This is a genomic window from Pseudomonas sp. LY-1 (genome assembly GCF_053502595.1).
In genome coordinates, this window is sequence record NZ_CP094353.1 from 576,950 (window position 1) to 589,530 (window position 12,581).

General features: G+C 57.2%; 11 protein-coding genes, 1 tRNA gene and 3 pseudogenes. 4 read left to right on the forward strand and 11 right to left on the reverse strand.

The window, feature by feature from the left end:
* Nucleotides 1-53 precede the first annotated feature (53 nt).
* From MOQ67_RS02585 to MOQ67_RS02595, 3 genes are all read right to left on the reverse strand, one after another.
* Nucleotides 54-923, reverse strand: a complete 870-nt coding sequence (locus MOQ67_RS02585; protein WP_198718709.1) for an alpha/beta fold hydrolase — start codon at nt 921-923, stop codon at nt 54-56.
* A gap of 47 nt (nt 924-970) precedes the next feature.
* On the reverse strand, nt 971-1,759 hold the full coding sequence (locus MOQ67_RS02590) for an SDR family NAD(P)-dependent oxidoreductase (protein WP_046488723.1): 789 nt from the start codon (nt 1,757-1,759) through the stop codon (nt 971-973).
* 66 nt (nt 1,760-1,825) lie between these two features.
* Nucleotides 1,826-2,926 (reverse strand): alkene reductase, encoded by a 1,101-nt coding sequence (locus MOQ67_RS02595; RefSeq protein WP_198718710.1) that lies wholly within the window; start codon nt 2,924-2,926, stop codon nt 1,826-1,828.
* Nucleotides 2,927-3,072: 146 nt separating this feature from the next.
* Here MOQ67_RS02595 and MOQ67_RS02600 point away from each other — a divergent pair, with 146 nt between their 5' ends.
* Nucleotides 3,073-3,642: a TetR/AcrR family transcriptional regulator gene (locus MOQ67_RS02600; protein ID WP_198718711.1), complete on the forward strand. Its 570-nt coding sequence runs from the start codon at nt 3,073-3,075 to the stop codon at nt 3,640-3,642.
* A gap of 310 nt (nt 3,643-3,952) precedes the next feature.
* Complete coding sequence (locus tag MOQ67_RS02605; RefSeq protein WP_102617751.1) at nt 3,953-4,408, forward strand: hypothetical protein; 456 nt, start codon at nt 3,953-3,955, stop codon at nt 4,406-4,408.
* Nucleotides 4,409-4,507: 99 nt separating this feature from the next.
* Here MOQ67_RS02605 and MOQ67_RS02610 read toward each other — a convergent pair.
* Nucleotides 4,508-4,651: pseudogene (locus MOQ67_RS02610) on the reverse strand (Arm DNA-binding domain-containing protein); the annotation flags it as partial.
* Between the two features lie 64 nt (nt 4,652-4,715).
* On the opposite strand from MOQ67_RS02610, the pseudogene MOQ67_RS02615 reads away from it, so the two are divergent.
* Both MOQ67_RS02615 and MOQ67_RS02620 read left to right on the forward strand, forming a co-directional pair.
* Nucleotides 4,716-4,862 (forward strand): annotated as a pseudogene (locus MOQ67_RS02615) (phage portal protein); the annotation flags it as partial.
* A gap of 405 nt (nt 4,863-5,267) precedes the next feature.
* Nucleotides 5,268-5,369: pseudogene (locus tag MOQ67_RS02620) on the forward strand (hypothetical protein); the annotation flags it as partial.
* Nucleotides 5,370-5,451: 82 nt separating this feature from the next.
* Here the strand turns inward: MOQ67_RS02620 and MOQ67_RS02625 are convergent.
* The 7 genes from MOQ67_RS02625 to MOQ67_RS02655 all read right to left on the reverse strand — a co-directional run bounded on the left by MOQ67_RS02625 (nt 5,452) and on the right by MOQ67_RS02655 (nt 12,539).
* A complete protein-coding gene (locus MOQ67_RS02625; RefSeq protein ID WP_017848532.1) occupies nt 5,452-5,745 on the reverse strand; it encodes a DUF3077 domain-containing protein in 294 nt (97 codons plus the stop codon).
* Between the two features lie 713 nt (nt 5,746-6,458).
* The gene (locus tag MOQ67_RS02630) at nt 6,459-7,082 is read right to left on the reverse strand and encodes a Fic/DOC family protein (RefSeq protein ID WP_057005789.1); all 624 of its coding nucleotides are present in this window, start codon (nt 7,080-7,082) and stop codon (nt 6,459-6,461) included.
* Nucleotides 7,079-7,246, reverse strand: a complete 168-nt coding sequence (locus MOQ67_RS02635) for a YhfG family protein (RefSeq protein WP_090234743.1) — start codon at nt 7,244-7,246, stop codon at nt 7,079-7,081. The genes MOQ67_RS02630 and MOQ67_RS02635 overlap by 4 nt, the downstream gene beginning before the upstream one ends.
* A 168-nt stretch (nt 7,247-7,414) precedes the next feature.
* Nucleotides 7,415-7,490: transfer RNA gene (locus MOQ67_RS02640), tRNA-Thr, on the reverse strand.
* Between the two features lie 130 nt (nt 7,491-7,620).
* Nucleotides 7,621-8,997, reverse strand: a complete 1,377-nt coding sequence (locus tag MOQ67_RS02645) for an HlyD family type I secretion periplasmic adaptor subunit (protein WP_046385021.1) — start codon at nt 8,995-8,997, stop codon at nt 7,621-7,623.
* A complete protein-coding gene (locus tag MOQ67_RS02650; RefSeq protein WP_448675814.1) occupies nt 8,987-11,140 on the reverse strand; it encodes a type I secretion system permease/ATPase in 2,154 nt (717 codons plus the stop codon). The genes MOQ67_RS02645 and MOQ67_RS02650 overlap by 11 nt, the downstream gene beginning before the upstream one ends.
* A gap of 46 nt (nt 11,141-11,186) precedes the next feature.
* On the reverse strand, nt 11,187-12,539 hold the full coding sequence (locus MOQ67_RS02655) for a TolC family outer membrane protein (RefSeq protein ID WP_017848528.1): 1,353 nt from the start codon (nt 12,537-12,539) through the stop codon (nt 11,187-11,189).
* Nucleotides 12,540-12,581: the final 42 nt, after the last annotated feature.

Consider the following 12,581-nt stretch of genomic DNA (forward strand, 5'->3'; position numbering starts at 1 on the left):
TCGGTGGAATGAGAACGGGGCGCGGCCCCGGCAACGTTGATGCGATGAGACGTTCAGGCGTCGAGGAACGCCAAGGCCTTGCTCACGAAATCGCCAGGGTGCTGGAAAATGCTGCCATGCCCGGCGTCCGGGTAAATGACCAGTTGCGCGTCGGGGATTCGTTTTGCCAGCTCAAGCGAGTTGACCGTGGGCACCATGATGTCGTTGTCGCCGTTGGCGATCAGCGTCGGCATCTGCAAGCGCCCGAGGTCTTGCGGCGCCTGCTTGCCCCACGCAGTAATGGCTTTCAATTGCCGAAAAAACGCACGGGGTGTCGGGCCTTTGTCCCGGTCTTGCTGGCGTTCTTTCAGCCGTTGCAAATACTCGGACGCGGCGCGTTGTCCGTTGGCCGTGCCGGTAAAGAATAGGTAGAACTTGGGATCGCGTAGGGTCAGCAGACCCTTGAGCATCAACGGCCAGGTCACCGAGCCGACGTTGTCGATGCCTGTGCCGCCGGCCGGTCCGGTTCCGGTGAGGATCAGCCGGCGCACGCGTTCGGGGGCTTTCAGGGCGATGTCTTGAGCGACGAAGCCGCCGAGTGAAAAGCCGAGCAGGTCCACCTTGTCCAAACCCAACGCACGGATAAAACCGATGCCATCGTCAGCCATTTCACCGACGGTCAACGGCGCGACGCCCCCCGAGCCACCGATACCACGGTAATCGGTGGTGATGACACGCCGGTTTTTCGCCAGACCGTCAATGATCCTGGGGTCAAAGTTATCCAGCACTGCCCCCCAATGGTTGAACATGACCAGCGGAACCTGCGTTCTGGGGCCCAGATCGCGGTAGGCAAAAGGTATCCCGCGCACCAGAACCGACTGGTTCGCCGCGTGGATAAATGACGACGGTGAACCGGGATGATTGCTGCTAGCCAAAAGAGTCATGTTTATTCCGTGCGATTGCGGAGCGAAGCCGACCTGCTCGACAGGGTTCAGACTTCAGTCAAATAACGCGGCGCCACGACGGACTGTCTGATTTGCGACAAAAGACCCTGACGTGCGGTTTGCAGGGCATCCCAGCGCTCGCCTTCTTGCAGCGGCGGAATGGTCACCGGTTCGCGGCGATCGAAGCCGACCAGTGCGGCATCGACCAGGTCAGCCACTTCCATGACTTCGCTCAAGGTGTTGATGTCGATACCGGCGCGATCCCAGATCTCCGTGCGGGTGGCCGCGGGCAATACGGCCTGCACATAAACGCCCTGAGGCGAAAGCTCCAGGCTCAGGCCTTGGGAAAGGAACAGCACAAACGCCTTGGTCGCCCCGTAGACCGACATACCAAACTCAGGCGCCAGGCCCACCACCGAACCGATGTTGATGATCGCGCCTGCACCGGCTTTGGCCAGGCGTGGCGCGATGGCGCTGGCGAGTCGCACCAGCGCAGTGGTGTTGAGGGCCACCAGCTGCGCCACGCTGTCGGTGCTTTGCTCGATGAAGCTGCCGGACTGCGCGGCACCGGCATTGTTGACGAGGATGCCGATGCGAGCGTCATCCCGCAGGCGCGCTTCGACGGTGTGCAGGTCGCCGAGTTGAGTCAGGTCGGCCGCAAGCACTTCAACGGCGACGTTGTGTTCGCCACGCAACTTTGCGGCGAGCGTTTCCAGGCGCGCGTGGTCGCGGGCAACCAACACCAGATCATGCCCGCGTTGGGCAAAACGCTCGGCGTAAACCGCGCCGATGCCAGTGGAAGCGCCAGTGATGAGAACGGTAGGGTAAGTTGTCATGATGTCAGCTCTTTATCGGGAACATGGATTGATGCACGAATAAAACCGGGCTCGATCAGCCAATGCTCAGTTCGCGCGGGTGCTGGATTCGGCAAGCGTTGGGTAGTCGATGTATCCCGCCGCGCCGCCGCCGTAGAGCGTGGAGGGGTCGAAGGCGGACAGTGGCGCAGCGGCCTTGAGCCGCTCCACCAGATCGGGGTTGGCGATAAACGGGCGGCCAAAGGCGATCAGGTCGGCCCTGTCGTGCGCAAGGCGTGCCGTGGCCAGGTCCAGGTCATAGCCGTTGTTGGCGATGTAAGTGTTCTTGAAGCGCTGGCGCAAGGCGTCGAAATCAAAGGGCGCTACGTCGCGTGGCCCACCGGTTGCGCCTTCGACGACGTGCAGATAAACGACGTCCAGGGCATTGAGTTGATCGACGATGTAATCGAACTGAGCCTGTGGATCACTGCTCGATACCCCATTGGCCGGCGAGACCGGCGAAAGGCGAATCCCCGTGCGATCAGCACCAATCTCGGCGGCCACCGCGGCTGTCACTTCCAGCAGCAGGCGCGCACGGTTTGCGATCGAGCCGCCGTAGGCATCGGTGCGCAGGTTAGCGCCGTCCTTGATGAACTGATCCAGCAAATAACCGTTCGCACCGTGGATTTCCACGCCGTCGAAGCCTGCCGCAATGGCGTTTGCCGCCGCTTGGCGGAAATCGTTGACGATGCCTGGGAGCTCGTCAATTTCCAGCGCGCGCGGCTCGGAAACGTCCTCGAAGCGATTGTTGACGAACACCTTGGTCGCCGCATGCAGCGCGGAAGGGCCTACCGGCGCCGCGCCGTGCGGTTGCAGATCCACATGGGAAACACGGCCCACATGCCACAGCTGTAGGAAAATCCTCCCGCCCTTGGCGTGTACAGCATCGGTCACCTTGCGCCATCCCTCTATCTGAGCCGCTGTGTAAATACCTGGCGTGTCCTGATAGCCCTGCCCCTGCTGGGAGATCTGCGAGGCTTCGGAAATCAGCAACCCCGCACTGGCCCGCTGGCTGTAATAGGCCGCAGCAAATTCACTCGGTACAAAACCCTTTCCGGCGCGATTGCGCGTCAGTGGCGCGAGAACCACGCGGTTCGACAGCGTCAGAGCCCCCAGTGTGTAGGGGGTAAACAGGTTCAAGTCGCTCATGGGTGTGTGTTCCGTGCCCGTTGGTAAATGGTCATCTCGCTTGCGATTAGGATGATGATCGAAATCTAAACTGTCAACGGTTTTGATTATGGTCGACATCTATGTATCATCAGCCGATGAATTTCAGCGGCAGAGAGGTATCGAACATGCGAGTGTCCAAGGCTCAGGCCCAGGCAAATCGGGAGCACATCGTCGAAACGGCCTCAGTCGTGTTTCGCGAGCGCGGCTTTGACGGAGTCGGCGTGGCCGACCTGATGGCCGCCGCCGGTTTCACCCATGGCGGTTTCTACAAACATTTCGCTTCAAAGGCCGACCTAATGGCCGAAGCCTCAGCCAACAGCCTTGCGCACTCACTGGCCAACGCCGAAGCATTGAGCGTGAAGGACTTCATCGATCTGTACGTCTCCAGGGACCATCGCGACAGACGCGCCACGGGTTGCACCATGGCAGCGCTGTGCGGTGACGCAGCGCGTCAATCGGGCGACTTGAAATCGGCATTCGCTGAAGGCATCGAGCACATGCTGCAAACGCTCGGCGAAAAATACCCGACCGGCCCGGATGCGGCGCCGGGTGAGGCAAGGCAGAAAATGATCGACCTGCTGGCACGCGCGGTCGGCGCGATCACGCTATCGCGCGCCTGCCCTGACGACTCGGCGCTGGCTGATGAGATTTTGGCGGTGTGTCATGGGCAGATGATCGAGTCGTTGTCGGAGTAGTTGGGGGGTTGATGGTTTTGGGCGTTAGGGGGAGTCAGGGGAAGAACATGATTTTCGTTATCTGATTGAAAATATGGCCTTGCCCCTATTGACCGCTGTTCTCCAAGCAATTGACCTGTACACGCAGCACTGAGAGCAGGCGCCTTCACGGAGTAAACCACCGGCGATAAGGGATAATTCAAATTAATCTAACTTCCTGTTGTTTCTAACAGTGTTGGCCATTTTGATGCTGTGGAATAGTACACGGGTTCGTGATAGTGAATTTGCTTAAATGTTTGCAATTTCAAACATACTATTCGGAGGCGTGCACATGGCCACTCTTAATGGAAAGGTTTTATTTTATGATCCCAAGTACCAGACGGGGACGATAGGCGACGAGGCGGGAAGCATGAAACGTTATGTTTTTCATGACTCGGACGTGGTATCTGGTGAGACGTTGGAAAAAGACCAGCTTGTGTTTTTTACTGAAGAAGTATCTTTAAGTGGCGGGACCCCTGGATATAGAGCTACCTTGGTTCAAGGTAGGCCGTATAGGGTGGGAATGACCATACTTTCCGGTACGGTACTGTCATATAGTTCTGAGTGCTCGGGGGGGGTAATTGCAGATAAGAACACAAAAAATCTCAATCACTATACCTTTTCCGACTCGGACGTGGTGTCTGGAGGTCCATTACACGTTGGGCAGTCTGTAACCTTCATTGGAGAGATGATCCGAGTTAATGAGGCTCAGTTTCAATACGGAGCAAAAATAATTCAGGGTGAGTAATGATACTTGCCGGTGGTGAGCCGCGTGAACATTTACGTAAACTGTGCGGCATTCTCTGAGTTAATGGAGTTTTTAGCCTCGGTCGCTGATGAGCAGCGACCGGGAGAGGTTGGCGGTAACGATGGGGTAATTGCCAATGATGAGCGTACCTTCCTTGCCGCTGGGCTTGGTGTACTTCAAGCGCCAGGTCTTCACGCCATTGGGTTTGACGAAAAGGTACATGCCGCCGCCGTCGAACAGTTTGGGAAACAGGGGCAGACTACCATTATTGAAAACATGCTCTGACCCCTATTTTCCACTATTTTCCATGCCGGAAAATGCGGCGGGGTTTGGGGATGTGGAAAAGATTGATCGGGTGTATATGAATAATGAAATACGGTCGATCAGGCAGTTGTTTTTACAGGTGAATGGGCGGTTGCGTATGGATCGAGGCATAGAATGGATTGATAGATGAGCTCGTAGGGGGCATATATAGGTAGAAGTGTGCGCGTGTGTTTTTCAATTGCCAAAGTATAGGCCTGATTTTTATGATTTGTCGTAATAATAGTTGGTCAGAATTGGTCTAAAGACCTGTTACGTTTAACAGTAGATGGCGGAAATGTTACGTCTTACCGTAGGTTGGCCTGCCTTTAGTTTGAGCAGGTTTTTTACGTTTCGATACTTGAGGAGAGCTATCATGATAGACGTTACGGTTTTGCTGGTGGATCTGTCCCCTATCACGGATACTGCTGGGAAGGTAAAGTCAGATGTTGAGTCTAAAACTAATTCGTCGGTCAAAAATGTGATGTTATTTGATCGCCCAAGTGGTGAGCGAATTGCAGTTGTAACTTATGCTTTGTCTCCTGCTGCAAAATCTTTGAAACTTTTTGAGAATTTAGATAGTTACATTCCAGAACCTGAGCGGGATATAGATAAGCCGTTTCTCATGCCGATTGAGGATGTATTTTCCATTAGTGGTCGTTGAACGATCAAGTTATATCAGTTTGATTGTAGTTGAACACTGTGCTTCAGGCGCCCGATGCACTGCACCGGGCGCGGACTACTTACTGCGGGTGCGGCCCGCCTGGCTGCATAGCCGAAAGCAGGTCATCGACAATCGCTTTGCCCATTTCGCACAGGTAGTGCGAGGCAAATGCGAACTTCTCCGCCTTGGGGTCCATGGCGGCTTCAAGCGAGAGCATTTTTGCGTAGTAGAGAACGTGTGCTGCGTGTTCAAGGGCTTCGAGAATAGGAACCCCAGCATTGACTCGAAACAATTTCAGATGGGACTTTTCCTCGCCACAATCTGCGAAGGTCTGAGCGCCAATGGTTTTGGCTTCTGCGGGTGGGGTGCTCATTGCTCACCTCCTGCGTACAGGGTGGCGGCATTGGGACGGACGGCACTACGGTAATTAAGCATGGTGTGAAACCTCTGTGATGACCAACTGAGACGGCCACACATCGATTCCAGGCGATGGGTGGCAGCCGTGCGCAGGCTGGAAACCGAGACAGAGACAACTCGGCAGACACGAATGTCTCCCGCACACGACCGCCATGAAGCACAAACGGCAGGCACAAAAAAAGCGTCCGCTGATTGTTTGACGACGCTACGTGCGTCTCGGTTTCGGGTTTCCAGGCCCGGTCGCTGATGAGCAGCGACGTGAAGGAGGTTAGCGCGATGGCCTGCTATCTGCAACTGGCTCTATGTCCCCTAATTCCGCTTTGCAATAGTGACGTAGGGTGTCAGAAGTAGGAAACAGGGGTCAGACCACCATTATTGAAAACATGCTCTGACCCCTATTTTCCTAATTTAGCCGTGAGCGCGAAACCAGTTGCCATCCAGCGGCTATAACTGGCGTAGGAACCCCGTCGATGGTTGGATCATCAGCGTAGAGTGAGACCCCCACACCCCTGCTTGAGGGTGTGTATATGAATATCAAGCGTACTTTCAAGGGCTGCCGGCAATGGTGGCCCTTTTCTTTATCTGTCACAAAAGTGTGTAGCGCTTGTATAGCTGGTCGCCGGGGGAAACGCTGTCCTGTCTTTTTTCATGGGGCTTGTTCACTCCCCATCAGGCGTCGTCTGCATTGTCTTCCATGATCGGCAGACCAATGCAACGATCAAATATCTGGATCAGCGGGCCATCGTCGCCATGAAATGACTGATGATTCGCTTTAATCCATTCTTGTTTGTCGACTTCCCACCAATTGATCTCGTAACCCGCGTTGATGATGATCCATTCGAACAGCATCCGCTGGGCTCGTCCGTTACCTTCTCGGAAGGGATGTGCGACGTTCAACGTACTGTAGGACTCGGCGACGGCTTTGAGCAGTAAGTCGCGTGAATAGCCTTCAAACCAGCCGTTGGACTCGACTTTTCGGAATTCTCTGGCGGCTTCCGGCTCTATGCGGTCAGGGACGCAGAACTGATTTCCACCTTTGCTGATCTTTACCGTCCGGATCTCGCCGGCCCAACTATAGATAGCCGAGAATAGGGTACGATGAATTTGTTTCAGAGTATCCAGGCTGTATGGCGGCTCTATGAACTCAAGCCGCTCTGCGGCAGCTTCGGTGAGATAGCGTTCGGCCTCGTTGAGGTCGTCCTCATCATGCAAATCAAGTAGGTTTTTGAGGGTACCTGTTCCCCGGTAACAGTAGGGATCCTGATCGACCCCGTATTTGTCATTACTACTCAAGCTTTGATTTGCCGAACGGCCATGAGCGCAGCTTCGCGAGTGGGAAGCTTGTGATCGTCATTTGGAGAGGTCGTAAAACCCTCGAGGCGCAAGCTGGCCGCGAAGTTGGATTTACGGTGTTTGGCGAAGTAGGCTTTTTTGGCTTGAAAACTCAGCTTTTCCACGTCTGCTCTCCACGGATGTGTGCCCGAGAGTATAGCTTATTCAACTAGCTGTTTGGCTCTGCATCAGCGCTACTCGTCGCCTTGGGAGATGCTCCCACCGAAGGCCGGGCTGGAAGGACATTTCGTCAGGCAAAAAAAAGCCTCGCATCGCTGCGAGGCTTTTTAATATGGTGCCGGCACCAGGAGTCGAACCCGGGACCTACTGATTACAAGTCAGTTGCTCTACCAACTGAGCTATACCGGCGTGTTAGGGCGACGATTATAGCGATTGAAAAAGTTCTGTAAACCCCTGAAATCTGACTATTTTTGCGAAAACCCAAGTTTTCGCCCTTCGCTCTGCATTTACCCGCTTCTCCCGCAGCCAAATGCCCCTATCAGCGTTCGTGCATGGCCTCTGCGCGGGATTTGATGATTGGCTTGAGCAGGTAGCTCAAGATGCTCTTCTTGCCGGTGATGATGTCCACAGAGGCCACCATGCCGGGGATGATCAGCAGGGGTTTGTCGTCGGTGCCGAGGTGGCTGCGGTCGGTGCGCAGTTTGATGACGTAGAAGGTGTTTTTCTTCTCTTCATCCATCACGGTGTCGGCGCCGATCTGTTCGAGTTTGCCTTTGAGGCCGCCGTAGATGGTGTAGTCGTAGGCGGTGAATTTGATCATTGCTTCCTGGCCGGGGTGGAGGAAGGCGATGTCTTGCGGGCGGATCTTGGCTTCTACCAGCAAGGTGTCGTCCAGCGGTACGACTTCGGCGATGTCGCTGCCGGGCTGGATCACGCCGCCCACGGTGTTGACCAGCATTTGCTTGACGATACCGCGCACGGGGGAGGTGACCATGGTGCGGCTGACGCGGTCTTCCAGGCCTTTGGAGGTGGCTTGGGCCTTGCTCAGGTTGGTGCGCGCTTCGTTCAGTTGAGCCAGGGCTTCGCTGCGGAATTTGCCGCGGGTCTCGTCGATTTTGCGTTGCACTTCGTTGATGGCGGCCTGGGCGCGGGGGATGGCCAGGGTGGTGCCGTCGAGCATGCCGCGGGTTTCCACTTCGGAGCGTTTGAGGCGCAGCACTTCTACCGGCGAGACCGCGCCCTGTTGTACCAGCGGTTCGGACATGCCGATCTCCTGGCGCAGCAGGTTCAGGCTGTTGCGGTATTGGTCCTGCTTGGAGGCGAATTCACGCAGTTCCTGCTGGCGTTGCAGCAGTTGTTGTTGCAGCCCGCCGATTTCGTCCGACAGTTGCTGGCGTCGGCTCAGGTACAGCGACTCTTCGTTCGACGCCTGGTTGGGCACGGCTTTGCGCGCGTCTTCGGTAATGTTCAGCGGGCGATTTTCGACTTCGGCGCTGAGGCGCTCCACGCGCAGTTCCATGGCCACGCGGTCGGCTTCGGTTTCGCCGACGTTGGAGGCAAAGCGTGTGTCGTCCAGGCGTACCAGCGGCGCGCCGGCGTCGACGATTTGGCCTTCATGCACGTAGATCTGGGCGACGATGCCGCCTTCCAGGTTCTGGATTTTCTGGATGCGCGAGGAGGGGATCGCCTTGCCTTCGCCTTTGGTCACTTCATCGATGATCGCAAAGTGCGCCCACAGTATCAGGAACACGAAGAAGCCGATCACGCCCCAAATGGTCAGGCGCACGATGCGCGGGGCGTCGTCGACCAGGGCTTTTTCGACTTCGGGCAAGGGCTGGTCTTCGAGCGAGTCGGTGCCTCTGAAATAGCCGAAGATGACGTCTTTCAAACGGCGTGGGCCGGATTTAAGCAACACTGATCTGCCCCTTTTTCAGCGCTTCCATGACGGCCGCTTTTGGACCGTCCGCGAGTATCTGGCCACGGTCGATCACCAGCAGGCGATCCACCAGGCTCAACAGCGAGGCGCGGTGGGTGACCAGAATCACCGTCTTGTTTTCGATCACTGACTGCAAGCGCTGTTTCAGGCGCTCTTCGCCGGTGTTGTCCATGGCGCTGGTCGGTTCGTCCAGCAGCAGGATCGGTGGGTTCAATAGCAATGCACGGGCGAGGGCGACGTTTTGTCGCTGGCCGCCGGAGAGGTTTTGCCCGCGTTCGCCCACTTGCAGTTCGTAACCTTGCGGATGCAGCCTGGCAAATTCATGCACGCCGGCCAGTTCTGCGGCTTGCAGCACCATTTCGTCGTCCACGTAGCGTGCGCCCGAGACGAGGTTGTCGCGCAAGGTGCCGGCCAGCAGTTGGATGTCCTGGGCCACGTAGCCGATGTTGTGGCGCAATTCGCTGACATCGATCTGGCGAATGTCCACGCCATCGACCAGCAACGAGCCCGAATCCGGCTGGTAAAGACCGACCAACAGTTTGGCCAGCGAGCTTTTGCCCGAGCCGCTGCGCCCGATGATGCCGATCTTCTCGCCCGCCCGCACGTTCAGGTTGATGCCGCGCAGCGCTAGGTTTTGTTGGTTCGGGTAGGTGAAGTCGACTTCGCGGAACGTCATCGCGCCTTGCAGCGCCTTGCGGCTGAGCGGGCGTTCGTCGTAGTTGCGTTCTTGCGGCAACTCCATCATCTGGTCGACCGAGACCATCGTCACCTTGGCTTGCTGGTAGCGCGTCAGCAGCCCCGACAGTTGCGCCAACGGGCCCAGTGCGCGACCGCTGAGCATGTAGCAGGCAACGAGGCCGCCCATGCTGAGGGCGCCATCAATGATCTGGTACACGCCGAAAATGATCATCGCCACGCCGGCCACTTGCTGGATCAGCAAGGTGATGTTCATGGCCAGGCCGGACAACACCTTGACCCGCAGTTCCAGGCGGCTGAGGGTGCCAATGGTCTGTTCCCATTGATACTGGCGCTCGCTTTCTGCGTTATTGACCTTGACCGCATCGAGCCCGGCGAGGGTTTCGATCAGGCTCGACTGGCGCTCGGCGCCCAGGGCCATGGTGCGCTCCAGTGTCGCAGTCAGCGGTTTCTGGAGCATGTGGCCGATACCCAGGGCCAGCGGGAAGGCGATGATCGGAATCCACACCAGGTGGCCGCCGAGCATGGCGATCACCACCAGGATGATCAGGGTGAACGGCAGGTCGATCAGGCTCGCGAGGGTCAGCGAGGTGAGGAAGTCGCGCATCCCCTGGAATTCATGGATGTTCTGCGCAAAGCTGCCGACCCGCGCCGGGCGCACTTTCATGGCCATGCCCACGATGCGCTCGAACAGCGTCGCGGAGATGATCAGGTCGGTTTTTTTGCCCGCCAGGTCCAGGCATAAACTGCGCAGGCTCTTGAGCAGCAGATCGAACAGGTACGCGCCGCAGATACCGATGGCCAGCACCCACAAGGTGGCGGTGGCCTGGTTGGGGACCACGCGGTCATACACGTTCATCACAAACAGTGGTGCGGCCAGGGCGATCAGGTTGATCACCAGGCTCGCGGCGATTGCGTCGGCGTAGAGCCAGCGCGAGCGCTTGAGGGTGTCTCGGAACCACGAGCGTGCGCGCGGGATCAGCGTGCCGCTGGTGATGTCAAATTTATGCTGCGGTTGGGCGAAAAATACCCGACCGCTGTAATCCTGACTCAAGGTTTCACGGCTGACCTGTACTTCGCCGCCGTCGCTTTCGCTGAGCAGCAGTTGCGCCGTGTCGCCTTCCCAGCCCAACAGCACCGCGCTGCGCCCTTCCTTGAGCAGCAGCATGGCGGGCAGTGCGATGGATGGAATCTGTTCCAGCTTGCGCTGCAGCAACCGCCCCTGCAAACCCGCCCGAGCGGCTGCACGCGGCAGCAGCTCGGCGCTCAGACGCTGGGCCGCGAGTGGCAGCCCAGTGGTCAGCATTGCGCGGCTGGCGGGTTTGTAATGCAGTGAGCAGAGTGTCAACAACCCGTCCAGCAAGGGGTCGTCATGCTGACTGCGCGGGTCATGGTTGAGTTGCGCCACACCTATTTCAGAATCCAAGCTGACTCTCTCTTACTGCAGTTGAGTGGTCCAACGCCGTCAAGAATCAGTTCATCCCTGGCAGGTTTACCGACGGTTTAATATCGTTCTGCACAACCGATGCCATCGGCGCTACCACGCCCTGACTTCTCAGCAGTTGGCCCATGTCGGCCTTGATTCGATACTGCGTGTAGATCTGCAGGTTTTTGATCTGCGCCAGACGCTGCTGAGCGGTGAACAGTTCATTCTCGCTGTCGAGCAAGTCGAGCAGTGTACGCTCACCGAGGCTGAACTGCTGTTGATACGAGGTACGTACTCGCGTGCTGCGGTCCACGTATTCCTGCGCGATCGGCACCTGCTGGGTGGCGTTGTTGTAGGCGTTCCACGCCAGGCCCAGCTCTTCGTTCAGCTGACGCAGGGCGTTGTTGCGGATGTCCAGCGCCTGGGAGGCCTGGGAAGCCTTGGACTGCAGGTTGGCCTTGTCGGTGCCGCCGTTGAACAGGTTGAACTGCATGTTCAGCATGGCGGAATAGCTGTTGTCATGGCCTGGGTCGCCGGCGATGTTGTCATTGGCCGAACGTTGCAGCACCGCATCGAAGCGCGGGTAGAAGGTCGACTTGGCGGATTCGTACTGCTTTTCAGCGGCGGTGATATCCGATTCGGCAGAGCGCAATACCGGGCTGTCGGCAATCATCTGGCGGCGTGCTTCATCCAGGCTGGCTGGCAGCAAGGTCACGATGCCCGCTGGCTTTTCCAGTTGGTCAGGCTCTTGGCCGACAACGCTCATGTAGTTGGTATTGGCGTCAGCCAGGTTGGTCTGTTCGGTGATCAGGTTGTTTCGAGCCTGAGCCAGACGGGCTTCGGCCTGGTCCATGTCCGCCATTCTTCCGACGCCACGGCTGGTGCGCAATTTGATCTGGTCAAAAATGCGTTCGTGGCTTTTCAGGTTCTCTTCTGCCAGTTGCACCATCTCGCGACGGGTCAAGACATCCAGATAAACCTGGGCGACCGTCAGGGCGGTGCGCTCGGTCGTGTTGAGCAACGCATAACCGCGGGAATTGGCAGTGGCTTGTTGGCGGCCTACTTCATTTTGGGTGCCAAAACCCTGGAACAGGTTTTGCTGCAGACGAATGGTCGATTCGCCGCGGTTCATGGTTTTCCAATCGTGGCTGTTGCTGGCCGCGCGGGTGGTGGTGTTGTCCGAGCGTTCACGGCCATAACCGCCCAGCAAGTCGACTTTAGGCAAGTAGCCGCCTTTGGCTGCGTCGACTTGGTAGTCAGCAGCAATGCGCGCATTGACACCCGCTTGGATCTCCGGATGGACTTCCACCGCTTTCTGCATCGCCTCTGTCAGGGTTTGAGCCTGTACGAAACTGGCGGCTAGAGCAAAAGGCAAAGCTTTGAATAAGTGCAAACGCATTGTGATTCTTCCCTGGGGATTGGTTGCCTGGAAAACCGCAAC

Coding starts and splice junctions, on each gene's coding strand:
- MOQ67_RS02585 (WP_198718709.1), bottom strand. CDS start 923: ATGACTCTTTTGGCTAGCAGCAATCATCCCGGTTCACCGTCGTCATTT.
- MOQ67_RS02590 (WP_046488723.1), bottom strand. CDS start 1,759: ATGACAACTTACCCTACCGTTCTCATCACTGGCGCTTCCACTGGCATC.
- MOQ67_RS02595 (WP_198718710.1), bottom strand. CDS start 2,926: ATGAGCGACTTGAACCTGTTTACCCCCTACACACTGGGGGCTCTGACG.
- MOQ67_RS02600 (WP_198718711.1), top strand. CDS start 3,073: ATGCGAGTGTCCAAGGCTCAGGCCCAGGCAAATCGGGAGCACATCGTC.
- MOQ67_RS02605 (WP_102617751.1), top strand. CDS start 3,953: ATGGCCACTCTTAATGGAAAGGTTTTATTTTATGATCCCAAGTACCAG.
- MOQ67_RS02625 (WP_017848532.1), bottom strand. CDS start 5,745: ATGAGCACCCCACCCGCAGAAGCCAAAACCATTGGCGCTCAGACCTTC.
- MOQ67_RS02655 (WP_017848528.1), bottom strand. CDS start 12,539: ATGCGTTTGCACTTATTCAAAGCTTTGCCTTTTGCTCTAGCCGCCAGT.